This is a genomic window from Nocardioides sp. NPDC054178 (genome assembly GCF_055585005.1).
In genome coordinates, this window is the sequence record NZ_JBVJKY010000003.1 from 593,592 (window position 1) to 618,856 (window position 25,265).

Annotated in this window: 28 protein-coding genes; 16 read left to right on the forward strand and 12 right to left on the reverse strand. The window is 70.2% G+C overall.

What is annotated here, in order from left to right:
• Window positions 1-7 precede the first annotated feature (7 nt).
• Both ACZ6WN_RS15485 and ACZ6WN_RS15490 read left to right on the forward strand, forming a co-directional pair.
• Window positions 8-1,168 carry a flavohemoglobin expression-modulating QEGLA motif protein gene (locus ACZ6WN_RS15485; protein ID WP_465865723.1) on the forward strand — a complete coding sequence of 387 codons (1,161 nt, stop codon included), beginning with the start codon at window positions 8-10 and terminating at the stop codon, window positions 1,166-1,168.
• The gene (locus ACZ6WN_RS15490; RefSeq protein ID WP_465865724.1) at window positions 1,165-2,154 is read left to right on the forward strand and encodes an ATP-grasp domain-containing protein; all 990 of its coding nucleotides are present in this window, start codon (window positions 1,165-1,167) and stop codon (window positions 2,152-2,154) included. Before ACZ6WN_RS15485 ends, ACZ6WN_RS15490 begins: the two co-directional genes overlap by 4 nt.
• Window positions 2,155-2,184: 30 nt before the next feature.
• Here the strand turns inward: ACZ6WN_RS15490 and ACZ6WN_RS15495 are convergent, their stop codons facing one another.
• From ACZ6WN_RS15495 to ACZ6WN_RS15515, 5 genes are all read right to left on the reverse strand, one after another.
• On the reverse strand, window positions 2,185-2,697 hold the full coding sequence (locus ACZ6WN_RS15495) for a hypothetical protein (RefSeq protein ID WP_465865726.1): 513 nt from the start codon (window positions 2,695-2,697) through the stop codon (window positions 2,185-2,187).
• Between the two features lie 32 nt (window positions 2,698-2,729).
• Window positions 2,730-2,987: a DUF202 domain-containing protein gene (locus ACZ6WN_RS15500; RefSeq protein ID WP_465865727.1), complete on the reverse strand. Its 258-nt coding sequence runs from the start codon at window positions 2,985-2,987 to the stop codon at window positions 2,730-2,732.
• A complete protein-coding gene (locus ACZ6WN_RS15505) occupies window positions 2,984-3,352 on the reverse strand; it encodes a YidH family protein (protein WP_465865729.1) in 369 nt (122 codons plus the stop codon). The genes ACZ6WN_RS15500 and ACZ6WN_RS15505 overlap by 4 nt, the downstream gene beginning before the upstream one ends.
• Window positions 3,349-4,668, reverse strand: coding sequence for an MFS transporter (locus ACZ6WN_RS15510; RefSeq protein WP_465865731.1), 1,320 nt, complete (start codon window positions 4,666-4,668; stop codon window positions 3,349-3,351). The genes ACZ6WN_RS15505 and ACZ6WN_RS15510 overlap by 4 nt, the downstream gene beginning before the upstream one ends.
• Window positions 4,669-4,769: 101 nt before the next feature.
• Entirely contained in the window at window positions 4,770-5,375 is a 606-nt protein-coding gene (locus tag ACZ6WN_RS15515; protein WP_465865732.1) for a TetR/AcrR family transcriptional regulator, read from the reverse strand.
• A gap of 110 nt (window positions 5,376-5,485) precedes the next feature.
• Between ACZ6WN_RS15515 and ACZ6WN_RS15520 the strand changes: the two genes are divergently transcribed.
• The 4 genes from ACZ6WN_RS15520 to ACZ6WN_RS15535 are packed head-to-tail and all read left to right on the forward strand — an operon-like array spanning window position 5,486 to window position 11,591.
• Window positions 5,486-7,057, forward strand: coding sequence for a class I adenylate-forming enzyme family protein (locus ACZ6WN_RS15520; protein ID WP_465865733.1), 1,572 nt, complete (start codon window positions 5,486-5,488; stop codon window positions 7,055-7,057).
• Window position 7,058: 1 nt separating this feature from the next.
• Entirely contained in the window at window positions 7,059-8,243 is a 1,185-nt protein-coding gene (locus tag ACZ6WN_RS15525) for an acyl-CoA dehydrogenase family protein (RefSeq protein WP_465865734.1), read from the forward strand.
• Complete coding sequence (locus tag ACZ6WN_RS15530; RefSeq protein WP_465865735.1) at window positions 8,243-10,063, forward strand: alkyl/aryl-sulfatase; 1,821 nt, start codon at window positions 8,243-8,245, stop codon at window positions 10,061-10,063. The genes ACZ6WN_RS15525 and ACZ6WN_RS15530 overlap by 1 nt, the downstream gene beginning before the upstream one ends.
• A gap of 31 nt (window positions 10,064-10,094) precedes the next feature.
• The gene (locus ACZ6WN_RS15535) at window positions 10,095-11,591 is read left to right on the forward strand and encodes an acyl-CoA carboxylase subunit beta (protein WP_465865736.1); all 1,497 of its coding nucleotides are present in this window, start codon (window positions 10,095-10,097) and stop codon (window positions 11,589-11,591) included.
• 6 nt (window positions 11,592-11,597) lie between these two features.
• Here ACZ6WN_RS15535 and ACZ6WN_RS15540 read toward each other — a convergent pair whose 3' ends face one another.
• From ACZ6WN_RS15540 to ACZ6WN_RS15555, 4 genes are all read right to left on the reverse strand, one after another.
• Window positions 11,598-13,055 (reverse strand): collagen-binding domain-containing protein, encoded by a 1,458-nt coding sequence (locus ACZ6WN_RS15540; RefSeq protein WP_465865737.1) that lies wholly within the window; start codon window positions 13,053-13,055, stop codon window positions 11,598-11,600.
• 105 nt (window positions 13,056-13,160) lie between these two features.
• Complete coding sequence (locus ACZ6WN_RS15545; RefSeq protein ID WP_465865738.1) at window positions 13,161-14,039, reverse strand: LLM class F420-dependent oxidoreductase; 879 nt, start codon at window positions 14,037-14,039, stop codon at window positions 13,161-13,163.
• A 42-nt stretch (window positions 14,040-14,081) separates the two neighbouring features.
• Window positions 14,082-15,320, reverse strand: coding sequence for an MFS transporter (locus ACZ6WN_RS15550; RefSeq protein WP_465865739.1), 1,239 nt, complete (start codon window positions 15,318-15,320; stop codon window positions 14,082-14,084).
• 93 nt (window positions 15,321-15,413) lie between these two features.
• On the reverse strand, window positions 15,414-16,832 hold the full coding sequence (locus ACZ6WN_RS15555; RefSeq protein ID WP_465865740.1) for an aminopeptidase: 1,419 nt from the start codon (window positions 16,830-16,832) through the stop codon (window positions 15,414-15,416).
• Window positions 16,833-16,983: 151 nt separating this feature from the next.
• On the opposite strand from ACZ6WN_RS15555, the gene ACZ6WN_RS15560 reads away from it, so the two are divergent.
• Complete coding sequence (locus tag ACZ6WN_RS15560; protein WP_465865741.1) at window positions 16,984-17,406, forward strand: PPOX class F420-dependent oxidoreductase; 423 nt, start codon at window positions 16,984-16,986, stop codon at window positions 17,404-17,406.
• Between the two features lie 65 nt (window positions 17,407-17,471).
• On the opposite strand, the gene ACZ6WN_RS15565 is transcribed toward ACZ6WN_RS15560, so the two are convergent.
• Window positions 17,472-17,906 (reverse strand): SPW repeat protein, encoded by a 435-nt coding sequence (locus tag ACZ6WN_RS15565; RefSeq protein WP_465865742.1) that lies wholly within the window; start codon window positions 17,904-17,906, stop codon window positions 17,472-17,474.
• Window positions 17,907-18,040: 134 nt separating this feature from the next.
• Here ACZ6WN_RS15565 and ACZ6WN_RS15570 point away from each other — a divergent pair, with 134 nt between their 5' ends.
• From ACZ6WN_RS15570 to ACZ6WN_RS15595, 6 genes are all read left to right on the forward strand, one after another.
• Entirely contained in the window at window positions 18,041-18,406 is a 366-nt protein-coding gene (locus ACZ6WN_RS15570) for an MmcQ/YjbR family DNA-binding protein (protein WP_465865743.1), read from the forward strand.
• Between the two features lie 84 nt (window positions 18,407-18,490).
• The gene (locus ACZ6WN_RS15575; protein ID WP_357339827.1) at window positions 18,491-18,766 is read left to right on the forward strand and encodes a Fe-S cluster assembly protein HesB; all 276 of its coding nucleotides are present in this window, start codon (window positions 18,491-18,493) and stop codon (window positions 18,764-18,766) included.
• A gap of 96 nt (window positions 18,767-18,862) precedes the next feature.
• The gene (locus tag ACZ6WN_RS15580; RefSeq protein WP_465865744.1) at window positions 18,863-19,612 is read left to right on the forward strand and encodes a VOC family protein; all 750 of its coding nucleotides are present in this window, start codon (window positions 18,863-18,865) and stop codon (window positions 19,610-19,612) included.
• Between the two features lie 9 nt (window positions 19,613-19,621).
• Complete coding sequence (locus ACZ6WN_RS15585) at window positions 19,622-20,746, forward strand: endonuclease/exonuclease/phosphatase family protein (protein WP_465865745.1); 1,125 nt, start codon at window positions 19,622-19,624, stop codon at window positions 20,744-20,746.
• Between the two features lie 110 nt (window positions 20,747-20,856).
• Window positions 20,857-21,048, forward strand: coding sequence for a hypothetical protein (locus ACZ6WN_RS15590; protein WP_465865746.1), 192 nt, complete (start codon window positions 20,857-20,859; stop codon window positions 21,046-21,048).
• A complete protein-coding gene (locus tag ACZ6WN_RS15595; RefSeq protein WP_357339821.1) occupies window positions 21,045-21,572 on the forward strand; it encodes a MauE/DoxX family redox-associated membrane protein in 528 nt (175 codons plus the stop codon). Before ACZ6WN_RS15590 ends, ACZ6WN_RS15595 begins: the two co-directional genes overlap by 4 nt.
• Here ACZ6WN_RS15595 and ACZ6WN_RS15600 read toward each other — a convergent pair.
• Window positions 21,527-21,997, reverse strand: a complete 471-nt coding sequence (locus ACZ6WN_RS15600) for a GNAT family N-acetyltransferase (RefSeq protein ID WP_465865747.1) — start codon at window positions 21,995-21,997, stop codon at window positions 21,527-21,529. The two genes, ACZ6WN_RS15595 and ACZ6WN_RS15600, sit on opposite strands and share 46 nt — an antisense overlap.
• A 186-nt stretch (window positions 21,998-22,183) precedes the next feature.
• Here ACZ6WN_RS15600 and ACZ6WN_RS15605 point away from each other — a divergent pair, with 186 nt between their 5' ends.
• On the forward strand, window positions 22,184-22,909 hold the full coding sequence (locus ACZ6WN_RS15605) for a peptidylprolyl isomerase (RefSeq protein ID WP_465865748.1): 726 nt from the start codon (window positions 22,184-22,186) through the stop codon (window positions 22,907-22,909).
• 54 nt (window positions 22,910-22,963) lie between these two features.
• Here the strand turns inward: ACZ6WN_RS15605 and soxR are convergent, their stop codons facing one another.
• Window positions 22,964-23,437: a redox-sensitive transcriptional activator SoxR gene (gene soxR, locus ACZ6WN_RS15610; RefSeq protein WP_465865749.1), complete on the reverse strand. Its 474-nt coding sequence runs from the start codon at window positions 23,435-23,437 to the stop codon at window positions 22,964-22,966.
• Between the two features lie 61 nt (window positions 23,438-23,498).
• On the opposite strand from soxR, the gene ACZ6WN_RS15615 reads away from it, so the two are divergent.
• Both ACZ6WN_RS15615 and ACZ6WN_RS15620 read left to right on the forward strand, forming a co-directional pair.
• Window positions 23,499-24,197 carry an SDR family NAD(P)-dependent oxidoreductase gene (locus ACZ6WN_RS15615; protein ID WP_465865750.1) on the forward strand — a complete coding sequence of 233 codons (699 nt, stop codon included), beginning with the start codon at window positions 23,499-23,501 and terminating at the stop codon, window positions 24,195-24,197.
• A complete protein-coding gene (locus tag ACZ6WN_RS15620; protein ID WP_465865751.1) occupies window positions 24,194-25,255 on the forward strand; it encodes an S-adenosylmethionine:tRNA ribosyltransferase-isomerase in 1,062 nt (353 codons plus the stop codon). Before ACZ6WN_RS15615 ends, ACZ6WN_RS15620 begins: the two co-directional genes overlap by 4 nt.
• The last annotated feature ends 10 nt before the right edge of the window (window positions 25,256-25,265 follow it).

Below are 25,265 nucleotides of genomic sequence, written 5' to 3' on the forward strand. Positions count from 1 at the left end.
TCAAGAGATGGCGCCCGCTCTCGGCATCGACGCCCGGCTCACCGAGATCGAGCGCCAGGTCGACCTGCTGCTGAACCTCACCCCGCTCAACGCAGCGGAGGCGTGGGACGACTTCAAGCGGAGCGACTTCACCGTAGCGCCGACGCTGCGGCTCCGCGAGCTCGATTTCGACCCTGACCTGGTACGACGCGACCTGTACAACCTCGAGGTCGAGGACGTCGCCGACCCTGCCCTGCACGCCTTGTTCCGGGCCAAGCGAGATGAGATAGCGCGCCAGATCACCGCCCTGGAGGACCGTGACACGACCAAGTTCGTGCACGGGTCGCGGCAGCTCTTCGGCGACCCGTCCCCCAGCCTCGTGGCGTCGGCCGAGCAACTGCTCGCCGACATCGAGCCGCCGGCCCCGGCTCGCGGGAACGTGACGTCGGGGGCTTTCGCTGACGCGGCACGCGGCGAGCTGGAGCACTATCGGGCGGCGTACCCCGAATTTCCTGTCGCTGTCGAGGTGCGCGAGGACGTCTCCGAGCTGATGGTGTCCTCGGGGCAGCTGCTGATCCCGGAGGCGGCGAGCTTCCGCGCCGACCGGGTCGAGCCGCTGCTTCATCACGAGGTCGGTACGCATGTCGTCACCTACCAGAACGGCGCGCGACAGCCGCTGAAGATGCTGACCGTCGGCCTCCCCGGCTACGACGAGACCCAGGAGGGCTTGGCCCTGATCGCCGAGTACGTCACCGGCGGGCTGGACCCGCGGCGGCTGCGGGTGCTGGCGGCGCGGGTCATCGCCGTCGATCTCCTGCTCACCGGCGCGACCTTCATGGAGATCTTCGACACCTTGGAGAGCAGACACCGGATCCCCCGGCAGACCGCATGGTCGGTGGCGGTCCGAGTCATCGTCGCCGGCGGGATGGTGCGAGACGCGATCTACCTGCGCGGGATCAGCCGCATCCTCGAGGCCGTTGCCTCGGGCATCGACCTCGACGTGCTCCTGGTCGGCAAGCTCGCGCTGGACCACGTCGACCTGGTGCAGGACCTGCTCGACCGCGGCGTACTCGAGCCACCGTGGGTGCGCCCGCGGTGGCTCGAGGTGCCCGGCGCGCGGGAGCGCCTCGACCGGATGGCCGGCGGCATGCAGGTCACCGACCTCAATGAAGGAGATGGAGAGAGATGAAGCTTGCGTTCTTCGTCAACGAGATCGCCGTCGAACACCCCGAGATGGCGACCACACGACTCGCGAGGGCGGCCGCCCAGGGTTCGCACGAGGTCTGGTACGTCGGCGCGGGCGATGTCGAGTTCGACACGACTCAGCAGCTCCTCGCCCGTGCGCGCCGGGCCGAGTTCATGGACGACGACACACTCGAGACCTTCCTGGCCCGGATCAAGGAACGCGATGCGGAGCACCTGGTGATGGACTCCCTGGATGCCTTGTTCCTGCGCAACGAAGAGGCCACCGATATGCAGGAGCGACCGTGGGCCGGCCCGCTCGGCACCGTCTTCGGGCAGATGCTGGCCGCTCGCGGTGTCACGGTGGTCAATGACCCGGTGACGCTGAGCCGCGCGACGAGCAAGCTCTATCTCGAGGAGTTCCCCCAGAGTATTCGGCCGCGCTCCCTCGTCACTCGCGACGCCGGGGCGATCAGACGGTTCGTCGCCGACGTGGGCAAGTCCGTGGTCAAGCCCCTCTACGGCGGCAAGGGACGCAACGTCTTCGTCGTCAAGGACGAGAACGAGACCAACCTGGCCCAGATCATCGAAGCGGTCTTCGCCGACGGCTATGCGATCGCCCAGGAGTTCGTGCAGGGCGGCGAGGAGGGCGACTCTCGGATCTTCTTGCTCGACGGCAAGCTGATCGAGGTCGATGGGGCGTACGCCGCGTTCCGACGCATCTCTCAGGGCAACGACCCGCGCGCCAACATCAGCAAGGGCGGGCGGATGGAACTGCTCGAGATCGGCGCTCGAGAGAAGAACATCGTCGACACGATGGCTCCCAAGCTCGCGGCCGACGGGTTGTTCTTCGTCGGGATCGACGTGGTCGGCGACAAGGTGCTCGAGATCAACGCCGACAGTCCGGGCGGCATCCAGAGCATCGAGTGGCTCTATGAGACCGACATCTGCCCGACGATCATCGAGGCCCTTCAGGAGCGCGCCCGCGGCTGAGCCGACGCCGAGCGTGGACGGCCGGCAGCCTCAGCTCTTGTCGGGGCCGTTCGCACGCACGCGCTCGACGTTGACCAGCGACTGCTGGAGCTCGGCGAGCCACTCGCTCGAGTGCTGCTGGACGAGCTTGACGCACCAGCCGAGCGCATCGCTGCGGCTCCGGGCGACACCGCCGGAGACGAGCAGATCGAGGACCGCACGCTCGGGCTGACGCAGTCGGGTCATCACCGGCGCGGAGACGGTGGTGAACATGTGCCGCTCTCCCCCGACCTCCACGCCCCAGGAGACCTTCCGGTCGAACCGTCGCTCCGCCTGCCGCGCGACGGCCATCCGGTCCTCGCGGGTGCGCTCGCGAAACTCGCTCGCCCGACCCTCGTTGGCTGCTGCTCGCTCTTCGTCCGAAGCGCCCTCGGCGGTCTTCGGCTCCTTGATCCGTCCGACGACGGTGATCTCCTCGCGGTCGACCACCACATCGACGATCTCGTCGTACACACCATCGGGCAGCCGTCCGCTGAACCACCCGCGCAACTCGTTTGTAAGCATGTAATCATGCTTACGCCTACGTGGCGACGAATTCAAGGGACGATCCCGAGCATCTCGATCACCGCGAGAGCTCCGGTGACGACCGCGGTCACCCCCACGCGGCGGCGTCCGACGAGCAAGACCACGGCCAGCGCGGCGACCAGCGCCGCCGAGCCGACCCGCAGGCCCAGGTGATCGCCCGCCAGCGGGTGTCGGACCACGACGAGGGCGGCGACCACCAGGGCGAGATGCGTACGCCGCCAGGCGAGCTCGGTCCGCTCGGGCTGCAGCCCCGGGTCTCCCCCGCTCACACCAGCAGTGCCAGCGAGACGAGCGCGACCGAGCCGAGCACGCCGAACACCAGGGGAAGCGGTGCCCGGCGGGTCGGGAGGGCGGCGCTGCGGCGGATCGCGCGCTCGCTGCGCACCCAGCTCCACCAGGACCAGGCCGCGCAGCCGGCCGCGAGGAGTGCGAGGCTGAGCGGAGCGAGCACGGCCAGCGCCGTGCCGCCGCCGACCTTCAGGGTGTCGACGGCGACGGCGACCGCGAGGAACGCCAGCGAAGTGCGGATCCAGGCGAGGAACGTACGCTCGTTCGCCAGGGTGAACCTGACGTCGGGCTCCTCGGTCTCGCTGTAGAGCCAGCTGTCGACCCGGCCGCGGGGCGCGGGGCTCACGACGCAGGCTGCGCGACGGCCTCGGCGTCCGCGTCGGTCCGGAAGTGGCGACCGGTGACGCCGGGGACGAGCGCCGCGGTGACCGCGAAGAGCACCGTCGCCACCCAGGCGATCGTCATCCAGCGCTCCCAGCCGCCGGTCGCCTCGACCACGCGCGGCGCGAAGAGCACCGTGGCCAGGATGAAGGTGCGGTTGAGCAGGTGGTTGAGCCCGAAGGCGCGACCCTGGATGTCGGGGTGCACCTCCTCGACATGCTCGGAGAAGCTCGCCATCCACGGCCCGAAGGTCGCGGCCAGGGCGACACCGATGCCGATGAACAGGACGACCACCGCGCTCGAGGAGGCCTCGCTCCCCCGGCCCATGAGCACCAGGAAGGCGCCGAGGAAGATCGCCGCGGCGATGCCGCCGCCGACCATGAAGGCCTTGCGTCGCTGCGTACGGTCGGAGAGGCGGGCGAAGACCAGGCTCAACGCGAGGTTGCTCAGCCAGAACGCCATCGTCATCGCCGAGGCGGCGCGCACCGAGACCCCGAACTGCTGGACGAGCATCGTCTGGGCGTAGGCGTTCATGGTGGCCAGCAGGACATAGAGGAACGACATCGCCAGCACATGGGTCCAGAAGGCACGGCGCGCGAGAAGGAGACCCAGGCCCTTCCCGCCCGGCGGCACCTCGACGGTGTGGGAGTCGCGCTCGGTGACGCGTACGGCGCGCCGGACCTCCGGGGCGAGGTCGCGCAGGGTCAGGGCGATCACGACGGCTCCGACCAGAGCGGCCCCGGCCATGATGAACAGCTGGGAGCGCCACTGGTTGCCGAAGACGCCCAGCGTCGCCGAGGCCACGGCGGCGGCGAAGAAGTTGGCACCGACCGAGCCCCAGCTCCAGAACGCGAACGCCTGCGCTCGACCCATCCGCGGCGTGAAGTCGCGGATCAGCGGCTGGGTGCCGGCGACGGCGACGCCCTCGACGAAGGCGAGCGCGATCCTGGCGAGCGCGAAGTGACCCACCGAGTCCGCGGTCGCCATGAACAGGCAGGCGGCGGCAGAGAGGAACATGAACGGGACCAGGATCCTCACCCGGCCGACGCGGTCGGCGAGCTCGCCGCCGAGGTAGCCGGCGAGCGCGCCGAAGACCAGCGACGCGGCCGTGATGAGGCCGTACGTCTTGAGCGACATCCCGAGGTCGTCGAGCAGCAACGGCAGAACGGGAGCGAGCTGGCCCTCGAATGCCGAGATGAACAGGGCGAGCACGACGACAGCCAGCAGCACGCGACGGCGTGCTCCGACTGGGTACTCGGTGAGCAGGGTGCGGTAGGACACGGGAGATCCGCCCTTCAAGATGTTAGACAGAGCGTCTAGTAACGGTCGTCGCGTCCGACTGTAAACTCAGTGACCCGCGCCACACAAGACACCGTGTCCGATCAGCTCCCGTCCGGGTCGAATCCCGTCGCCCAGAAGCGACCCCGACGCGAGAGCTCGACGAGCGTCTCGACGACCTGGTCGGTCGCCGGCCGGGGGTCGGGAGCATCGAGCCACCACAGCAGGACCGCCATCTGCTCGCCGACCCAGGCGCGGGCCAGCACCTGGAGATCGACCCGCGGGCGCACGGCATTGGCCTTGACCCGGGCCGTGAAGATCTCGAAGGCGGTGGCGCTCCAGGCGTCCTCGAACGCCCGTAGACCGCGGCCGTCTCCCTCGCCCCGCAGGATCATCCGGTACGCGTCGGGCTGCTCGGTCGCATGCCGGAAGACCTCGGCCACCGGCTCCCCGGTGAATCCGGCATCCTCCGGAGCCAGCACCTCGGCCAGCCGCTCCTTCAGGTCCAGGAGCACCGAGGAGACCACGTGGTCATAGAGCGCCTCCTTGTCCTTGAAGTGCGTGTAGAAGGTCGCCCTGCCCACATCGGCCGCGGCAACGATGTCCTCCACCGTCACCGCGGCGTAGCCACGCTCGAGCACCAGGGAGACGAGCGCATCACGGAGCGCTCCTCGCGTTCGCCGGCTGCGCCGGTCCTCTACCACCGTCATGCGCACTGTTGTAGCACTTTCCCGAACGGCTGGACTGTTTCTGGACACTCTGTCTATTATCTCGGGTGACCGCGCTCACAGCAGCGACCCCGACAACCAGGAGGGCATCCGTGAATCTCGGCAGCTATCTCACCCGCACCGCGACCTTCACCCCCGACGCCACCGCCCTGGTCTCCGGCACCGACCGATGGACCTACCGCCAGCTCGAGGACGACACCAACCGGCTCGCGGCCGCCCTCATCGCCCGCGGCTGTGCCCCCGGCACACCCGTCGCCACCCTCGCCACCAACCGTGGCGAGCTGGTGGTCGCGGAGATGGCGATCTGCAAGGCGGGTGCGCTCCGGGTCCCGATCAGCGCCCGGCTGGCGGCCGCCGAGGTCGAGCACGTGCTTCTCGACGCCGCCGTGAGGATCGTCTTCACCGGCGGCGCCCACCTCGAGCTGGTCCGCAAGATCGTCGACGCCCACAGCCTGGACTGCCTCGTGGTCGACCTCGACAACGGCGCGACCGCGGACACCGGCACGACGGCGTACGACGCCCTGCTCGCCGAAGGCTCCGCCGACCCGGTCGCCGTCGACGTCGACGAGGACGCACCGGCCGTCCTCAACTTCACCTCCGGATCCACCGGCACGCTGAAGGCGGCGGTCCAGACCGTCGGCAACCGGCTGGCCAACATGCGCAAGCTGGCGATGAATCCCTACGGTTCACTCTCCGCCGAGGCCGTCTACCTCGCCCCCGGCCCGATCACCCACGCCAGCGGCATGGTGATCCTCGGCTGCTTCTTCCGCGGCGCGGCCGTGGTCGTGCTGCCGGCCTTCGAGGTCGAGGCCTACCTCGACACGCTGGAGCGAGAGCGGGTGACCCACACCTTCGTCGTGCCGGTCATGCTCAACCTCGTCCTCGCCTCACCGACGCTGCGCGATCGCGACCTGTCCGCGCTGCAGAGCCTCACCGTCGGTGGTGCCCCGGTCAGCCCGGTGCGGCTGCGCGAGGCCGTCGAGGCGTTCGGCCCGGTGGTCAACCAGGGCTACGGACAGGGTGAGACCACCAGCGCGATCACCTTCCTCAGCTCCGAGGACGTCGTGCGCGGCATCGAGTCGGACCCGGAGCTGCTGCTCTCCTGCGGGCGTCCGGTCTACGACACCGAGGTGATCGTGATCGACGACGACCACCGCCCGCTGCCGGCCGGCGAGATCGGCGAGATCGTCGCGCGCGGCCCGGACTGTGTCCGGGAGTACTTCCACGCACCCGAGGCCACGGCCGAGACCTTCCGCGACGGCTGGGTGCACACCGGGGATCTCGGTCGGATCCGGGAGGACGGGTTCGTCTTCATCGTGGACCGGAAGAAGGACATGATCATCTCCGGCGGCTACAACGTCTACTGCTCCGAGGTCGAGGCCGTCCTCTACGAGCACCCGGCGGTCAGCGAGGCCTGCGTCGTCGGCGTGCCCAGCGAGAAGTGGGGCGAGACGGTGAAGGCGTACGTCTGCCTCACCCCCGGCGCGACCGAGACCATCACCGAGGAGGAGCTGCGCGACTTCTGCCGCACCCGTCTCTCGGGGGTGAAGGTGCCGCGGATCATCGAGTTCGCCGACGCGCTCCCGCTCAACCGCAACGGCAAGATCGACCGGCGGGCGCTGCGCGAGCGCGACTGGGCGGGCACCGAGCGGAAGGTCGGCTGAGATGACCTTCTCCCTCACCCCGTCCTACCCCGACAACCCGCGCCTGGACGAGCTGGTCACCCGGCTGCGCGACTACCTCGAGGGCGAGCTCGCCGACTACGAGCGCGGCCTCGGCCTGGGCCCGGAGACGCCGCTGGACCGCTCGATGCTGGAACCGGTCTGGCAACGCAGCCGCGAGCTCGGCTTCTACGGCATCCACCTGCCCGAGTCGCTCGGCGGGCAGGGCCTGAGCTTCACCGAGCTGGCCGCGCTCAAGGAGGAGATCGGCGCCTCCGGCCGCCAGCTCGCCACCAGCGTGCTCGGCGACATGGGTGGACCGCTCCGCGTCGGCGCGATCTTCGAACACGCGAGCGAACATCAGATCGAGAAGTACCTGATGCCGGTCGTCCGTGGTGAGCGCGCCTGCTGCTTCTCGATGACCGAGGACGACGCCGGCTCCGACGTACGCCGGATGCGGACCACCGCGACCCCCACACCGGGCGGCTTCCTGGTCAGCGGGCGCAAGGTGTTCAGCACCGGCGGCACCTTCGCCGACTTCGCGATCCTGGTGGCGCGCATGGCAGGCGAGGAGGAGTCGTACGCCGCGTTCTTCGTCGACCTGGACTCCCCCGGCTGCCGGGTGCTGCCCGGAGAGCTGCCGCTCTCGGGGCAGAACATCGAGAGCGACGTCGTGCTCGAGGACTGCTTCGTGCCACAGGAGAACCTGCTCGGCGAGGTCGGCCAGGGGCTTCGGATCGCGCTCGGCCGGGTGACCGCCAACCGGCTCCTGCACTGCCCGACCGCGCTCGGCGCTGCCCGCCGGGCGCTCGCGCTGGCCCTCGACTTCGCGGCGCACCGCACCGTCTTCGACGGGCTGCTGCTGGAGAAGCAGGCGATCCAGCACCGGCTCGCCGACATGGCCACCGACTACTACGCCGCTCGGTCGATGACCTACGACGCCCTGGCCGACCTCGATGCCGGGAAACGCCCGCGGATCGAGTCGTTCATGTGCAAGCTGTTCGTGGCCGAGCGGTCCTTCGAGATCGCGGACGCGGCGCTGCAGCTGCACGGCAAGGCCGGGATGGTCCGGGGCGCGGAGATCGAGGTGATCTGGCGGCGGCTGCGGATGTTCCGAGTGCTGACCGGCTCCTCCGAGATCCAGCGCAACGGCGTCATCCGCGATCTCGTTAAGTCGCTGGGGGCATGATGACCGACTTCGATCAGGAAGCGGCCGACGCCCACCGCGGGTTCGTCGCCGCGCTGAAGCCCGGCGTCGTGGCCAGGGCCGACGGCAGCGTCGCCTTCGATGCGGACGCCGACGCGTTCCTCGACTCCGCGGCCCCGGCCACCGTCCATCCCGGGCTGTGGCAGCACAGCCGGCTCACCTCGCTGCAGGGCCTCTTCGAGGTGACCGACGGCATCTACCAGGTCCGTGGCCTCGACCTCGCCAACCTCACGATCATCGAGGGCGAGCGCGGGATCGTCGTCATCGACACCCTCACCACGGCCGAGACCGCGGCCGCCGCCCTCGGGCTCTATCGCGAGCATCGCGGGGACCGGCCGGTGACGGGGGTGGTGCTCACCCACCCGCACGCCGATCACTTCGGCGGGATCGCCGCCGTGCTCGCGGCGGCCGCTGGTGACGTACCCGTCCTGGCGCCGGAGGGGTTCTTGGAGCACGCGGTCTCGGAGAACGTCTACGTCGGTCCGGCGATGGGCCGACGCTCGGGCTTCATGTACGGCAGCATGCTGCCCATCGCGCCGGAGGGACACGTCGGCTGTGGCCTCGGTCCGCGGCTCGCGTCCGGCACCATCGGGCTGGCCGCGCCGACGGACTCCATCACCCGCACCGGAGAGACGCGCGTCGTCGACGGGGTCGAGATGGAGTTCCAGCTGACGCCGGGCAGCGAGGCACCGGCGGAGATGAACATCTACCTCCCCGGGCGGCGGGCGCTGCTCCTGGCCGAGAACGCCGTCCACTCCCTGCACAACATCGTCACCCTGCGTGGCGCCGAGGTGCGCGACGCCCGGCTGTGGGCGCGCTACCTGACCGAGGCGATCTCGCTCTTCGGCTCCCGGGTCGACGTGGCGTTCGCGACCCATCACTGGCCGACCTGGGGTGCCGAGCGGATCGAGGCCTTCCTCGCCGGGCAGCGCGACGTCTACGCCTACCTGCACGACCAGACCGTACGTCTCATCAACCGCGGCCTGACGCCGAAGGAGATCGCCGAGGAGCTGGTCCTGCCGCCGGTGCTCGACGCGCAGCCGTCGACGCGCGGCTACTACGGGTCCCTGAGCCACAACGTGAAGGGGATCTACCAGCGCTATCTGGGCTGGTACGACGCCAACCCGGCGCACCTGTGGGAGCTGCCGCCCCGGGAGGAGGCGACCCGCTGGGTGCGGCTGCTCGGCGGCGCCGGTGCCGCGGTGGCCCGGGCCCGCGAGATCGTCGCGACCGGGGAGACCGATGACCTGCGGTTCGCGGTGACGCTGCTCAACCACGTCGTCTTCGCCTATCCGGGCGAGCAGTCGGCCCGTGAGCTCCTGGCGGCGGCGTACACCAGGCTCGGGCAGGGGGCGGAGAACGCCACCTGGCGCAACATCTACCTGACCGGCGCCCGAGAGCTCGTCGACGGACCGAAGGCGGCCCCGCGCGGCGGCGGCCGTGGTCTGCTCGCCGCACTCTCGGTCTCCCAGCTGCTGGACTCCCTCGCCATCCGGGTCGACGGGCCCAGGGCGTGGGACCTCGACCTTCGCATCGACTGGCATCTGCTCGACCACGACGACACCTCCGAGGGAGGCTGGTGGCACGCCCGGCTGCACAACGGTGTGCTCGTGCACCGGCGCGACGGCGCCCCGGACCCGGCAGCCGGCCTCACCCTGAGGCTCACCCGTCCCCAGCTCGCCGGGCTGCTCGGCGCGCGGCGGCTCGACGGGATCGAGCACACCGGCGACGTCGGTGTGCTCCAGCAGCTGCTGGAGGTCCTGGAGGCACCCGATCCCGAGTTCGCGATCGTCACCCCCTGACGCCTCGAACGTACGTGGCACCATGTGCTCCGTGACCGACGACGCACCCGCCACCGGACTGACCGAGCTGCACGCGCGCCGCTTCCTGACCACGGACGCGGCGCGATCCGACAAGGTCGCCCGCTGGCACGCCAAGGGGCGGCGTACGGCCCGGGAGAACATCGCCGACCTGGTCGATCCCGGCTCGTTCGTCGAGTACGGGAGGTTCATCACCGCGGCCCAGGAACGGCGCCGTGACCTGGCCGACCTCGTCGTCGAGACGCCCGCCGACGGCATCATCGGCGGGACGGCGACCGTCGCCGGCACGCCCTGCGCGGTGCTGTCCTACGACTACCTGGTGATGGCCGGCACGCAGGGCATGCGCGGGCATCGCAAGTCCGACCGGCTGATCGAGGTCATCGGGCGGATGCGGCTGCCGGCCGTCTTCTTCACCGAGGGCGGCGGCGGCCGTCCCGGCGACACGGACATCCCACTGGTCTCCGCGCTCGATGTCGGTTCGTTCGCGCTCTGGGGAGAGCTGGAGGGCATGGTGCCGCGGATCGCCGTGGTCTCCGGACGTTGCTTCGCCGGCAACGCGGTCCTCGCCGGCTGTGCGGATCTCCGCATCGCCACCCCGGACGCCAACCTCGGGATGGCCGGGCCGGCGATGATCGCGGGAGGCGGGCTCGGGAGCTTCGCGCCCGAGGAGATCGGTCCGGTCAAGGACCAGACCGCCAACGGCGTCATCGACCTGCTCGTCGAGGACGAGGCGGGCGCCGTCGAGGCCGTACGTACCATCCTCTCCTACCTCGAGCCGGCCGCCGAGGGCGGCGAGGCCCTCGACCAGGCCGACCTGCGGACGCTCCTCCCCCGCAACGACCGCGAGGCCTTCGACGTACGACCGGTGGTCGAGGCGCTCGCCGACATCGACTCGGTCACCTGGCTCCGCGAGGCGTATGCCCCCGAGCTGGTGACCGCGCTGGCGCGGATCGACGGGATCGCGGTCGGGGTGATCGCCAACCAGTCGACGCATCTCGCCGGAGCGCTCACCAGCGACGCGTCCCTCAAGGCCGCCGACTTCCTCGCGCTCTGCGAACGCTGGGGCCTCCCGGTGGTCTCGCTGGTCGACACCCCGGGGTTCATGGTCGGCCCCGAGGCCGAACGCGGCGGCCTGGTCCGGCACGCCTCGCGGATGGTCGTCGCCGGTGCCCAGCTCTCGACCCCGCTGGTCGGGGTGATCCTGCGCCGCGGCTACGGGCTCGGCGCACAGGCGATGCTCGGCGGCAGCACCCATCGCCCGCTGCTCACCGTCGCCTGGCCCGACGCCCACCTCGGCCCGATGGGTCTGGAGGGTGCGGTACGCCTCTCCCTGGCCGCCGAGCTCGCCGAGATGCCGGAGGCCGAGCGGGAGGAGCGCGTCGCCGTGCTCACCGAGGAGTACCGCAAGCAGGCCAGCGCCCTCAACGCCGCCCGGATGTTCGAGATCGACGACGTCATCGACCCTGCCGAGACCCGCGCGGTCATCGCCGCGACGCTGCGCCGCGCGTGACCGCGGTCAGCTGCGCTCGCGGCGGGCGTGCAGCATCAGCAGCAGGCCGAGAGCCAGCAACGCGACGCCGCTCATCACCACGGGCACGCTGAACGGACCACCGGTGTCGGGAAGCGTCGCACCGCTCGGCGTCGTCTCCGGTGACGGTCCCGGTGTCGAAGGGACGGCTTCGCTCGGGGACTCGGAGGGAGTCTCCGACGGCGACTCCGAGGGCGTCTCGCTCGGGGACTCGGAGGGAGTCTCCGACGGGGACTCGGACGGCGATTCCGAGGGCGATTCTGTTGGCGACTCGGACGGGGATTCAGTCGGCGACTCGGACGGAGACTCGGTCGGGGTCGGCTCGACCGTGGAGCCGCAGTCCACGTCGCCGAGGAACAGGTAGTGGTGGATCTCGCCGCCGCCGGTGGTGAGGGTGTCGGTGAAGATCTGGCCCTCGACGGGGGTGCCGACGTCGACGGTCAGGTCGAGGCCGGGGGCGTAGACGGAGCCCGAGACCAGGGTGTCGCCACCGATGGTGAGCGCGGTGCCCTCGGGGTAGGACGAGAAGTCGTAGAGGACGTACGGCGCGATCGGGTTGGGCTGGTCGGCGCTGGGGCTCTCGGTGCCGGCGAACTGCGGCAGGTCGATCGTGGCACCGTCGGGAGCACCGACGACGCGGACGACCAGCGGGGTGTCGGCCGCGAGCGGCGCACCGGTGGTGCGCAGCACGCTGAAGGTGCTGAGCTGGGCGTACGGGATCTCGAGGACGTTGGTCTTGCCCGCCTCGATGTCGACGGTCATCTCGGCGGCGTTGCCGCCCGGCGCGAGCGTGCTCACGTGCACCTGGTCGCTCTCGACAGGGGTGAGGCCGGCCAGGCACTCGGTGGCCTCGTCGGAAGAGATCTCCAGGCCGGCGAAGTAGGCGTCGTACGCCCCCGGAGCACCGACACGGGAGCCGGGCTCGCCACCGTTGTAGGGCTGGTTGGGGTCGTAGATGCCCTGCTGGGTGCCGGAGGGGCCGTCGGCGATCCAGACCGCGCCGGCGCCGCGCTCGGTGACCTGCAGGTCGGCGAGGTCGCCGATCTTGACGAACCCCCGCTGGGCGGCATCGACGTAGCCACGGGAGTCGACGGTGACCTCGCCGTTGTCGCCGGGGACGAAGGTGCCGCCGGTCAGCAGGCGGGTGGGATCCCCGTCGATGACCGGGATGTCATAGTCCGGAGGCGTCAGGCCCGAGGTGTGGATGATCGGGTAGGTGCCGTTGGGGAAACGTACGTCACCGCCAACGGCCACCGACCCTTCCAGCTCAGAGTTGCCGAGGGTGGCGTCGGCGGTCGTGACGATCGTGAAGCCACCGTTGACGCTCATCGGGTTCAGCGACGTGGCCGCCGCGGTGGCAGGGCTCATCGAGCTGCCGAGAACGGCACCGACGATCGCCACCGAGGTAGTGATGCTCAGCGCCGAGACGCTCTTCCGGATCCTCACGCACGCACTCCCCGAGAATTGAGACGCAAGACTCGGAAATACTAGGTAGCCGACCCATTCGATACCTAATCAAACGAAAACACGGCGTGCCGCGCACGGTGGGGCTCAGATCTCCTTCAATCGCGGCACCAGGTCGACGAGCGAGGTGGTCCACGGCACCGGGTCGACGTACGGCGTGGGCATCAGCCCGACGAGCGTGATGCCGAGAGCTGCGTACTCCTCCATCGATTTCAGGAACGCGTCCGGGTCCTCGACCGAGGGACCCTGGAAGAGCATGGTCTTCTCGATCGCGTCGTAGTCGGTGCCGAGGTCGTCGCAGTGACCCCGGAGCACCTCGAGCTTGTGCCGGACGGTCTCGACCGCCTCCGCGCCGGGGGCGCCGAAGAGGTTGGTGCCCTGGCCGTACTTGGCGACCAGGCGGAGGGTCTTCTTCTCGCCTCCCCCGCCGATCAGGACCGGGACCGTGCCGTCGACCGGCTGCGGCAGCGAGATCGTCTCGGCGAGCTGGTAGTGCTTGCCCTCGTAGGCGCCGTCGTTGTCCGACCACATCTGGCGGCAGATCTCGAGGGTCTCCTCCAGGCGCTCGAACCGCTCGGCGGTCGGCGGGTAGGGCACACCCAGGCCCCGGTGCTCGCGCTCGTACCACGCGGCACCGATACCCAGCAGCGCACGGCCGCCGGAGAGCCGGTCGAGGGTGGTGACGATCTTGGCGAGCAGACCCGGGTGGCGGTAGGTCACCCCGGTGACGAGCAGGCTGAGGCGTACGTTGTCGGTGATCCCGGCCAGGTAGCCCAGCGTGGTGTAGCCCTCGAGCATCGGTTCGAAGGGGCCGCCGGCCTGCTCCATCTGGAACCAGTGGTCCATGACGGTGAGCAGGTCGACGCCACCCTCGTCTGCGATCCGGGCCGTCTCGGTCAGCTTGTCGGCGAGCGTGGTCTCCCACTCGGGGTGGGTGAACGTGAAGTAGTGGAGTCCAAGATCCATACCTCAGACGCTATGGCTTCGAGTGCGCTCGAAGACAAGCCCTCAGTCGAGATCCGAATCGTGGCGGGCGGTGCGCAGCGGGGTTCCGAAGACGACGATGGCGGCCACGACGAACAGGACGACCGCCACCCACAGCGCCGGGCGGAGCCCTAGGGCCTGGGCGATCAGCCCGCCCGCCAGGGCGCCGATCACGGCGCAGGTGCGGTTGGCGGACCGGATGGTCGCGTTCATCCGGCCCTGCATGCCGTCCGGGGTCACGGACTGCCGATATCCCAGCGAGTTGGCGTTCTCGATCCCCATCCCGAAGCCCGCGATCACCTGAGCGGCACCGAGCAGGACGACGCCGAACACCGTGGGTGGTGCCAACGCAGTGAAGCCCCAGGCCACCGGCGCGACCACGACGCCGAGCAGCATCGCGTAGCCCGCTCCGAGACGGCGACCGGCACTCACCGCGACGAGTGCCCCCAGCAGGCCACCGACGCCGGTGAACGCGAGCACGACGCCGTACGCCACCGCGCCGAGCCCCATCTCGCGAAGCGCGAACGGAGCGAAGGCCGTTACCGCCACGGCATTGCCCACGAACCAGATGTGGGTGGAGATCGCGTGCGGGGCGACGGTCCGATGGCGGTAGACGAAACGGATGCCGTCGGCGATGTCACCCACCACGTCGGCTGGTGTGCTCGGCCTGCGCGGCAGCGACGGCTCGTCCACCCGCAGACGCGCGTTCAACACCGCCCCGACCGCACAGGTGAGCGCATCGGCGAGAACGGTGAACGGCGCCCCGATCACGGCGACCATCCCACCGCCCAGCGCCGGTCCGGAGGTCATCGCAACGGTGTCGCCCTGGTCGATGCGGGCGTTGGCCGAGAGCAGTGTTGTCCTCGGGACCAGGCGCGGAAGGAAGGACTGTCGAGCGGCGATCTCGAGGACCGACAGCGCGCCGACGACGAAGAGCACCACGGTCACCGCCGAGAGCGAGAGCGCGTCGACCAGCCACAGCCCCGGGATGGCGAGCAGCGCCACCGCCTGCGCCGCGTTCGACCAGACCAGCAGCGGCTTACGCCGCACCCGGTCGACCAGGACGCCGGCGAAGACTCCCAGGAAGGCGTACGGCAGGACTCTGGCGGCATTGACGACGCCCACCTCTGCGGGCGTAGCGACCAGCACCTGGACGACGAGGACCTGGATCGCGACCGTCGAGACGGCGGTGCCGAACGCCCCTGTCGTGGAGGCGGTCCAGTAGCGGACGAAGGCGGGGATCCGCATGGCCTCGTCGCGCATGTGGCCTCACTCTAGTGACGAGGCGCCGAACGCCGACGCCGCTGTGCCATGGATCGCGATCCACGGCACAGCGGCGTCAGTCAGCGAACCTGGTCAGCGCAGGGTCGGCTCGCGCCTGAGGTCGCGCTTGTCCAGCTTGGCGTCGTACGCAGCCAGCGGCTTCGCCTTGGCGGCGTCGGCCTCGACCGCGGCGGTCGCGACGCCGGCCCACTCCAGGATCCGCGCGGTGGCGAGCTCCCGCTCGTCGGCAACCAGGCCGGCCACGTTGGCACCGTGGTTCATCCCCGGCGCGGTGAAGACGTAGGAGTCGGTGGCCTTCGCACCCGGGCGGAAGCGCTCGGCGCCCCACGGGTCGGCCTCGCCGTAGACGAAGAGCATCTGGTGGGCGTGCTTGCGCACCCATGAGTCGACATCACGCATCGCGGAGGGGTCGAACCGCATGTCGATGTCGCGCGGGACGAAGCTGCGCGGCGGCTGGTAGCCGTAGCGGATCAGCTCGTCCTCGATGTGCGGGAAGCCGATCGTCGGCGCACCGAGCTCGGTGCCGGCCTGGTAGTAGTAGGGCGTGTAGGGGCTCAGGCCCTGATCGGTGTAGAAGCCGAAGCCCGAGTAGTAGTCGATCGAGTCCCAGATCGCCTGGTCGGCGGCGGTCGCGGCGTCGGCGGGGATGTTCGAGCACTGAGCGGTGCCCGCGTACTGCCAGAAGGCCCAGACGTAGTCGAGCACCACCATCTCGTACGCAGCGTCGAGGCTGCCCACGGTCTCGAAGGTGTAGCCCTCGGCGGCTGCCAGGTCGGCGTACTTCGCCTTCAGCGCCTCGCGGCGGACGAGCGCCTCGCGCTGGACGCCGTTGAGCCGGTCGCGGCAGTCCTCGGTGCCGACGGTGGCGAAGAAGTCGTCGTAGGCGGAGTCCTCGCGGTTGACCACGTCGTTCGGTGCGACGTAGGCGACGACGCCGTCCATGTCACGGGGGTAGAACCGCTCGAAGTAGGTGGCGGTCATGCCACCCTTGGAGCCGCCGGTGGCGAGCCAGCTGGCGGAGTAGATCGGCTTCAGCGCCGTGAAGATGGCGTGCTGGTCGCTGGCGGCCTGCCAGATGTCGAGGTCGTCCCAGTCCGCCGGGTCAGGGCGCGAGGGGGTGAAGAACCGGTATTCCATCGAGACCTGGTTGCCGTCCACGATCCGGGTCGGCTCGCTTCGGCCGGGGTTGGTCGAGACGTTGTAGCCGCTGGTCTGGAACACCGTGGGGCGGGCGGTGTCCTTGTGCAGCACGGTGAACCGCTGCTCGAACGTGTCACCGTCGGGTCGGCGGTGGTCGACCGGCTGGGTGAAGGTCAGGACGAAGTAGCGGTAGCCCGAGACGGGCTTCTCCTGGATCAGGCTGACGCCGTCGATGGCGAGCAGGCGGTCGAGGATGTCGTCCTCGGCGGCTGCCGCAGGGCTGGCGGGTGTGGCGAGGAGCAGGGATACCAGCCCCATCGCCACCAGGATCCGGCCGATCAATGCACGCATGTGGGGTCTCCTTCGGTGCGGGTTCTCGGCAACCTAGCCGACCTGCGCGCGGCGCACCTCTGAATTAGGAGCACGGGAAGTAAGTCGTGTCCGGTTGCCTTCTAGAAGGCAACGACCACCCGGGCGATGCCCGACGAGGAGGCGCTTCACCATGACGTTCGATGCACACGAGCTGCTCGCTACGACCCGCCACGGGATCCTGGCCACGATCAAGGCCGACGGCCTGCCGCAGCTCTCGCCCGTGTGGCAGTTCTACGACCGCGAGCGCGGCGAGATCCTGATCTCGACCCGCGAGGGGCTGGTGAAGACCAAGAACCTCCGCCGCGACCCGCGGGCGGCGATCGAGGTCGACGGTCCCGGAGGCCGGTCCTGGGCGACCGCCGAGGGCACGGTCACGCTGACCGGGCCGGGCGCCTCCCCCGACAGCCCGGAGGTCGACGCGCTCGTCGACTACTACCGGCGCGGGGCCGGCGAGCACCCCGACTGGGACGAGTACCGCGAGGTGATGGTCACGGACCGCCGCGTGCTCATCACGATCGCGGTCACGAAGGTCTACGGCGCGGACATCGGCTGATCCGGCCGGCGGAGGGCCGGCCGAGCGCTCCTCGCTCGGCCGGTCGGTGACGGGTCCCGCGGGCCTTACCTACGCGGGTTGAACAACGTGCCGAACCCGGACGCGCCGAGTCCGCACAACAGGATGACCGCTCCGGTGATCACGTTGGACGTGATCATTCCGCCGGTCGTGTCGACGCCGTTCATGAGCCACGGCGAGACGATCGCCCAGGCACCCATGAGCGGGACGGTCCAGGCCAGACCGTGCGTGCGGCCGAACGCCGACGCAAAACAGAGCGCCAGCAGAGCGACCGTGAGACCGACGATCAGGTTGCTGACCATCAGTGGTGATGCCGTGGTGTTGAAGCCCACGACCCACGGCGATATGGCCAGATAGAGACCGGCCATCATCGTGACACCGTCGACCACCTGTGCGGTGGCGGAGGAGCCGGTCAGATCGAACCGGTCTCGGAGTGCCGCGATATCGGGATGTTCCTGAATGGACAGGTTTTCAGACGACATTTGAATTCACCTCCTCAGCCCCATGCCAAAGGAAGAACGACTGTCCTCGCGATCATTCTAGGCCCGCTGTGCAGCGATTGACCCGACGGAAATCGGGGTCCCGGGCGCCCTCCAGCGGTGGCAGCATGGTCGCCATGGACGTGACGTCGCTGCAGGCCTACTGCCTCACCAAACCGGGTGCGTGGCCGGACAACCCGTGGGACCACGAGCACCCGGTGATCAAGGTCGGGCCGGGCGAGCGCGGCAAGATCTTCGCGTTCCTCGGAGCCGCGAAGGTGGGGCTGAAGTGCGGCCCGTCCCGAGAGGTCGCCGATGAGTGGCTGCTGCGCTATCCCGCCGATGTGACCGTCACCGGCTACATCGGTCGCTCGGGGTGGAACGACCTGTCCTGGGGCGGCGAGATCCCCGACGAGGAGATCCTGGAGGCGGTCGACGAGTCGTACGCCACGGTCGTCTCGAAGCTCCCCAAGAAGCTCCGTCCGGAGGGCTGGGACGACTGAGCGCGGCATGCCGGGCTTGAATGAGGCCGGATGGTGAGGAATGGTGGAGCGGGTACTCCGAACCCAACCACGGAAGATCTCGACATGCTTCAGCTGACCGAGAACGCCACCACGATCGTCCGCTCGATCTCCGAGCAGTCCCAGGGCGCCGGCCTCCGGCTCGCCTCCAACGCAGAACCGGACGGCGCATTGAGCGCCGCTCTCGTCCCGACCGCCGAGGCGGAGGACCAGGTCATCGAGCAGGAGGGCGCACGGGTCTTCCTGGACCAGGGTGCCGCCGCCGAGCTCGACGACAAGGTCCTCGACGCCGGGATGGATGCCTCCGGCAACGTCCAGTTCGGGATCTCCCAGCAGGGCTGATCCCGTGCCACGCCGGGGTGTGCCGCAGCCGCGGCGCGCCCCGGCGTACGTCGTTTTCGGCCCCGTCCGTCCTGCCACCCGCGTAGGGTCGCGACCATGAGCACCGCCGGCGCACCCGCCTGGTTCCATCTCTTCCTGGACGTCCCGCGTGAACGCTGGGAGGAGGCTGTCGGCTTCTGGTCGGCGGCGACCGGATGGGCGCTCTCGCGCCCGAGGGGCGAGCGGGGGCAGTTCGTCACGTTGGTGCCGCAGACCGGCGATGCCTGGCTCAAGCTGCAGGCTCTCGACGACGGCGGGCCGCGGGTCCATGTCGACCTGGACGCGGCCGATCGCGAGGCCGCCGTCGAGCGTTCGACGTCCCACGGGGCACGTCCGGCGTGGACGTACGACGGGGTGGCGGTGATGCGCTCCCCCGGCGGCATGCTCTTCTGCCACACCCTCGGCGAGGGGTCTCCGCCGCGCTTCGCACGCTCGGAGCCCGAGCGGGTCCTGGACCAGGTGTGCATCGACATCCCTCGCTCCCGCTGGGACGAGGAGGTCGCCTTCTGGGCCGCGGTCACCGGGCGTGCTCCGGAGCCGGCCGCGACCCCCGAGTTCGTACGCCTCGCCGACCCCGATCCGCACGGCGGGCTCCGGATCCTCCTGCAGCGGCTCGAGGACGAGGACGGCGAGGTCCGGGCACACCCTGACGTCGCGGTCGCCCACCGTGCCGGGGAGACCCGCCGCCACGAGGCGCTCGGCGCCGAGACCGTCGGGGTCTTCGAGTGGTGGACGGTGATGCGGGCGCCGTACGGGCAGGTCTACTGCCTCACCGATCGCGACCCGCTGACCGGCAAGGTGTCCTAGCCTGGAGACATGCGTCTCGCATCGTTCAACGTGGAGAACCTCTTCGCCCGGCCGAAGGCGATGGACACCGAATCGGTCGATGCCAAGACGCGGCGAGCGGTCCTGACCGCACATGCCCGCGTCTCCACCCTGCTCGCCCAGCCCAGCTACGCGGGCGACGAGCAGGAGATCCTGGACAACCTCGAGAAGCTCGGCCTGCTCAAGAGCGACGAGGGTGAGTTCGCGCGGCTGCGGAAGATGCGCGGCGCGCTGCTCAAACGCCCGCGCTCGGGGCCGGTGCAGCTGGTGGCGAAGGGCCGCAACGACTGGGTCGGGTTCGTCGAGCTCAAGACCACCGCCGTCGACGAGGTCGCCACCGAGAACACCGCGCGCGTCTTCGCCGAGCTGCGAGCAGAGGTCGCGGTGGTCGTCGAGGCCGACGACCGCCCGGGGCTGCACATGTTCTCCCAGACGCTGCTGCCGGAGGTCGGCGCCGAGGCGTACGAGCAGGTGATGGTCGTGGAGGGCAACGACGAGCGCGGCATCGACGTCGGGGTGATGGTCGGCGACGGCTATCGCCTGGTGCAGATCCGCACCCACATCTTCGACCGCGACGAGGAGGGCGTGGTCTTCTCCCGCGACTGCTGCGAGTATCACCTCGAGGCTCCCGGCGGCGCGCGGATCGTGGTGCTCGCCAACCACTTCAAGTCCAAGGGCTACTCCGAGAAGGGCGACCCGCAGGGCGCCAAGCGGCGCGGCCGACAGGCGAAACGGGTCGCGGAGATCTACCGGGGGCTGCTCGAGGAGGGGATCGAGCACGTCTGTGTCGCGGGCGACCTCAACGACTCCCCTGGCAGCGAGTCGCTGTCACCGCTGCTGTCGGTCTCCGGTCTCGTCGATGCCAGCGAGCACGCCAACTGGGACTGGAACCACCGCCGCGGAACGTATGGTTCCGGCAACGAGGACGACAAGATCGACTATCTGCTCCTCTCCCCCGCGCTGCGCGCCAAGCAGACCGGTGGCGGCGTCTTCCGCAAGGGCGTGTGGCACGGGCCGCGCACCAAGGACCCGTGGGACCTGTTCCCGACATTGACCGCGGCGCAGCACGCGGCCTCCGACCACGCCTGTCTCTACGCCGACTTCACCGACCTGTGATCCTCCCGCACGCCGCTGGTTTCCTGAGAAGGCCGCCTGCAGCCTGAAGATGCGCTGAGGGCGGGCGTCCGGGCGGTGGTTGTCGGCCTCGGCTGTGGCACTCTGGCGAGGTGAACGAGGTGTGGTACGTCGTCGGGCTGGTCGCGGTCTCCGTGGCCGTGCTGGCGCTCGGGGTGTGGTTCGTGAGGCGTGAGATCCGGGACGAGGTCTCCCCGGCGCCGCTGCTGTGGGCCGGCTATGCGGTCGTGGCTGCGTTCGTCGTCGCCGGGGTGCTGCGAACGTCGTGGGTGGTGCTCTCATGAGGACCCGTGCTGACCTGTTGGGCTGGATCGGCCTCGCCGGCCGCCTCTACCTCGGCTTCGTCTTCCTCGCTGCCGGGCTCGCCAAGCTGCCCGAGCCGGCGATCACCGAGCAGGCCGTGCGCGGCTACCAGCTGCTGCCGTGGCAGCTGGCCCCTGCGTACGCCATCGCGATGCCGATCGCCGAGATCGTGCTCGGCGTGCTGCTCATCCTCGGGCTGTTCACCCGGACCGCGGCGGTGGCGACGGCGCTCGGTCTGTGCTCGTTCCTCGTCGGGATCACCTCGGCGTGGGCGCGCGGGCTCAACATCGACTGCGGCTGCTTCGGCGGCGGCGGCGCCTCGGCCGACCCGGCCTACCTCGCCGACACCCTGCGCGACCTGGGCTGGCTCGCCATCGCGGTCTACCTGATCGTCGTACGCCGCACCAAGCTCGCCCTCGACGACCTGCTGTTCCGACGGGGCGCTGCGCCGGTCGACGACTACAGCGAGAGCTCGAAGAAGACCGAGTTGGGGTCGAGCACGTAGCTGCCGAAGGGCGGGCGCTCGGTGAACCCGTTGCCCGCGTAGAGGCGCCGGGCGGGCTCGTAGAAGGCCTCGGTCCCGGTCTCCAGGAGCACCCGGCGACCACCCTGTGACCTGGCCTGCTCGACGAGGTGGCGGAGCAGTGCGGTCGCGATGCCGCGGCCACGGGCGGCGGCCGTGGTGCGCATCGACTTGAGCTCGTAGTCGCCCTCACCGAGCGACTTCAGCGCGCCGCAGCCGACGAGTTCGGTCTCCTCCCAGGCCGACCAGAACGCGATCTCGGGCACCTTCAGCGCCTCGAGGTCGAGCGCGTGCACCGACTCGGCCGGCGTCACCGCGTACATGTCCTCGAGGTGGTCCTCCAGGAGCCGGACCACCTCGGGCCGGGTCAGGTCGTCGAGCTCGAAACGCAGGGAGAGCAGTGGCACGGCTGGAGGCTAGCCGAGCCCTCCCCTGTCGTTGCGTTCTGGGGTGCGGTGGGGCTGGTGCAGTATCGCGCCCGGCAACGAGGGTGTGCGATAGTGCGCGGCTTCGGTGCGTGCTGCGGATGTTGCCGGCATCGCCCCGCGGGGTCCGTCGCGGACTCGTTGGGACCGCTCCCTTAGCATCTGGCCATGCCTTCTCGTGCGCTCCCGGCCGTAGCCGCCGCTGCCCTGCTCCTGACGCTCTCCGCCTGTGGTTCCGACGACGGGTCCGGATCCGGCGAGGCCGAGGAGAGCAAGGGCCCGAAGTCGAGCGAGTCCAGCGACTGGAAGTCGATCGTGAAGCCCGGCACGACGAGCTGCGACTACACCGAGGACCCGATGGGTGCCTCCAAGGAGGTGGACCAGCCGGAGAAGACCGCGCAGTACACCGGCAAGGTCGCCGCGACCATCAACACCTCCGTGGGCCCGCTCGCGATCACCCTCGACGCCGACAAGGCGCCCTGCACGGTCAACTCGTTCCTCTCGCTGGCCTCGCAGGACTACTACGACGGCACCAGCTGCCACCGCCTCGGCGCCAACCCGGGCTTCGAGCTGCTGCAGTGCGGTGACCCGACCGGCCAGGGCACCGGCGGGCCGGGCTACACCATCCCCGACGAGTTCAAGGACACCGACACCTTCCCCGCCGGCACCCTCGCGATGGCCAACACCGGCCAGCCCAACTCCGGCGGCAGCCAGTTCTTCATGGTTTTCGGCGACACCCAGCTCCCGCCCGCCTACACCGTCTTCGGCACCCTCGACGAGGCCGCCATCAAGACCCTCCAGAAGGTCGGCGAGGCCGGCGTGGGCGAGCCCGGCCCCGACGGCACCGGCGCCCCGAAGACTCCGGTCAACTTCGAGACGATCACCGTCGGCTGACCAACCCTGCCGAGGCGTCACGCCTCGTCTGACCCAGCTGACGCTTCGGCTGGGTCAGACGCGTCGGCGGGGCGGGTCGCGGCGCAGGACCTTGGGGAGATAGACGGCGCCGGAGCTCTGGGCGGCAGCGGCGTCATCGGGGTTGGAGATACGGCAGCGCTGCAGGGAGAGGCAGCCGCAGCCGATGCAGGAGTCGAGGTTGTCGCGGAGACGCTCGAGGGCGTGGATCTGCTCCTCGAGGCGGCGGCGCCAGTGCTTCGACATCCGGGCCCAGTCGGCCTTGGTGGGCGTCCGGTCCCCCGGCAGGCAGTCGAGCTCGGCCTTGATCTCGTCCAGGGAGAGCCCGACGTTGGCGGCCGCCCGGATGAAGGCGAGGCGGCGCAGGACGCTGCGCTCGAACGTACGTTGTCCCCCGGCCGATCGCTCGGCCTGGATCAGGCCCTGGCTCTCGTAGTAGCGGACCGCGGAGGCCGCGTAGCCGCTGCGACGGGTCACCTCGCCCATCGTGAGCAGGTCGTGGGTGTTCATCTCACTCTTTTCTGTCACGGCCCTTGATCTCAAGTTCACTTTAGGTTGAATCCTAGGGGGCATGACCAGATCAGACAACGACGTAGCCGTCATCACCGGTGGCTCCGCGGGGCTGGGGCTCGCCCTGGCGACCTCCCTCCTCGAGCGGGGTTGGAGCGTCGTCACCGACGCCCGCGACGCCGACCGGCTCCACACCGCCCTGCCGGACAGCTCGCTTGCGACGAGCCTGGCCGGCGACGTACGCGATCCGGACCATCAGGACGCGATCGCCGCCGCCGTCGCCCGTCACGGGCGCCTCGACCTGCTCGTGCACAACGCCAGCGAGCTCGGTCCGATGCTTCCGCTGGCCGAGGTGCCCGAGAGCCTCTTCACCCGTGTGCTCGAGACGAACCTGCTCGCCCCGCTCACGCTCACCCAACGACTCCTCCCCTACCTGATCGCCTCGCGCGGCACCCTCGTGGGCATCTCCAGCGACGCGGCGGTCGAGCACTACCCGACCTGGGGAACGTACGCCGCCAGCAAGGCCGCGCTCGACCATCTGGTCCTCACCCTCGGTGAGGAGAACGGCATCCGCGCGTACGCCGTCGACCCCGGTGACATGCGCACCGCGATGCACCAGGCCGCCTTCCCCGGTGAGGACGTCTCCGACCGCCCGCCTCCGGAATCGGTCGTTCCGCACCTGCTCGCACTGCTCGCGAGCACGCAGCCGACCGGGCGCTACCGCGCCACCGATCTCGCACAGCTTGGAGCAACCCGATGACGATGCTCGCCGAACGACCGACGACCACCTTCCCCTTCCCCGAGGACACCACCGCGCCCGCGCCCGCGGAGTGGCGCGGCCTCGAACGCGACGGCGTGCGCCTGCTCGTGGCGTCCCCGGGAGGCGTACGACATGCGAGGTTCCGCAACCTTGCCGACCACCTCTCGCCCGGCGACCTGGTCGTCGTCAACGACTCGGTGACCGAGGCGCGTCAGCTCGACGCCGACCACATCGGACGTGGCCGGGTCGTGCTCCACCTGGCGCAGCGTCTCGACACCGGCTGGGTCGTGGAGATCCGCTCGGCTCCGGACGCCGCTCGGTCGGTGCTCGACGCCGAGGAGGGCGACGTGATCGTGACCGCGGGCCTCCGGGTCACCCTGCGGGAGCCCTACCCCGACGGCCGGGCCTCCTCCCCCACCGGGGAGGGGAACCGGCTCTGGCGCGCTCGTGTCACCGGCGATGTGAGCGCCGAGCTCGAGCGAGCCGGCCGCCCGATCGCGTACGGCTATCTCGACCGGCGCTACCCGCTCTCGGCCTACCAGACCGTCTTCGGCCACCGCCCCGGCAGCGCCGAGATGCCCTCGGCGGCGCGCCCGTTCACCCATCCGCTGGTCACCGAGCTGGTCACCCGCGGCATCCAGATCGCGCCCGTCACCCTGCACACCGGCGTCTCCTCCCAGGAGGCCGGCGAGGCCCCCGGCGCGGAGTGGTTCGAGGTCTCCGAGACCACGGCCAGGCTGGTGGAGCAGACCAGGTACGCCGGCGGCCGCGTCGTCGCGGCCGGCACCACCGTCACCCGCGCGGTCGAGTCGGCGGTCGTCCCGGCGACGGGCGCGGTCAGGGCCGCCAGCGGGTGGACCGACCGGGTCATCACGCCCGCCAACCCGCCGTACGTCGTCAACGGGCTCATCACCGGCTGGCACGACCCGCAGGCCAGCCATCTGCTGCTCGTCGAGGCCGTCGCCGGCCCCCGGCTCACCCAGGCCGCCTACGACGCCGCGGTCGCCGACGGCTATCTGTGGCACGAGTTCGGCGACTCCGCCCTCCTGCTCCCCTGACGCCTCGGCG

Coding starts and splice junctions, on each gene's coding strand:
- ACZ6WN_RS15485 (WP_465865723.1), top strand. CDS start 8: ATGGCGCCCGCTCTCGGCATCGACGCCCGGCTCACCGAGATCGAGCGC.
- ACZ6WN_RS15490 (WP_465865724.1), top strand. CDS start 1,165: ATGAAGCTTGCGTTCTTCGTCAACGAGATCGCCGTCGAACACCCCGAG.
- ACZ6WN_RS15495 (WP_465865726.1), bottom strand. CDS start 2,697: ATGCTTACAAACGAGTTGCGCGGGTGGTTCAGCGGACGGCTGCCCGAT.
- ACZ6WN_RS15515 (WP_465865732.1), bottom strand. CDS start 5,375: ATGACGGTGGTAGAGGACCGGCGCAGCCGGCGAACGCGAGGAGCGCTC.
- ACZ6WN_RS15525 (WP_465865734.1), top strand. CDS start 7,059: ATGACCTTCTCCCTCACCCCGTCCTACCCCGACAACCCGCGCCTGGAC.
- ACZ6WN_RS15530 (WP_465865735.1), top strand. CDS start 8,243: ATGACCGACTTCGATCAGGAAGCGGCCGACGCCCACCGCGGGTTCGTC.
- ACZ6WN_RS15545 (WP_465865738.1), bottom strand. CDS start 14,039: ATGGATCTTGGACTCCACTACTTCACGTTCACCCACCCCGAGTGGGAG.
- ACZ6WN_RS15550 (WP_465865739.1), bottom strand. CDS start 15,320: ATGCGCGACGAGGCCATGCGGATCCCCGCCTTCGTCCGCTACTGGACC.
- ACZ6WN_RS15555 (WP_465865740.1), bottom strand. CDS start 16,832: ATGCGTGCATTGATCGGCCGGATCCTGGTGGCGATGGGGCTGGTATCC.
- ACZ6WN_RS15560 (WP_465865741.1), top strand. CDS start 16,984: ATGACGTTCGATGCACACGAGCTGCTCGCTACGACCCGCCACGGGATC.
- ACZ6WN_RS15565 (WP_465865742.1), bottom strand. CDS start 17,906: ATGTCGTCTGAAAACCTGTCCATTCAGGAACATCCCGATATCGCGGCA.
- ACZ6WN_RS15570 (WP_465865743.1), top strand. CDS start 18,041: ATGGACGTGACGTCGCTGCAGGCCTACTGCCTCACCAAACCGGGTGCG.
- ACZ6WN_RS15575 (WP_357339827.1), top strand. CDS start 18,491: ATGCTTCAGCTGACCGAGAACGCCACCACGATCGTCCGCTCGATCTCC.
- ACZ6WN_RS15580 (WP_465865744.1), top strand. CDS start 18,863: ATGAGCACCGCCGGCGCACCCGCCTGGTTCCATCTCTTCCTGGACGTC.
- ACZ6WN_RS15585 (WP_465865745.1), top strand. CDS start 19,622: ATGCGTCTCGCATCGTTCAACGTGGAGAACCTCTTCGCCCGGCCGAAG.
- ACZ6WN_RS15595 (WP_357339821.1), top strand. CDS start 21,045: ATGAGGACCCGTGCTGACCTGTTGGGCTGGATCGGCCTCGCCGGCCGC.
- ACZ6WN_RS15605 (WP_465865748.1), top strand. CDS start 22,184: ATGCCTTCTCGTGCGCTCCCGGCCGTAGCCGCCGCTGCCCTGCTCCTG.
- soxR (WP_465865749.1), bottom strand. CDS start 23,437: ATGAACACCCACGACCTGCTCACGATGGGCGAGGTGACCCGTCGCAGC.
- ACZ6WN_RS15615 (WP_465865750.1), top strand. CDS start 23,499: ATGACCAGATCAGACAACGACGTAGCCGTCATCACCGGTGGCTCCGCG.
- ACZ6WN_RS15620 (WP_465865751.1), top strand. CDS start 24,194: ATGACGATGCTCGCCGAACGACCGACGACCACCTTCCCCTTCCCCGAG.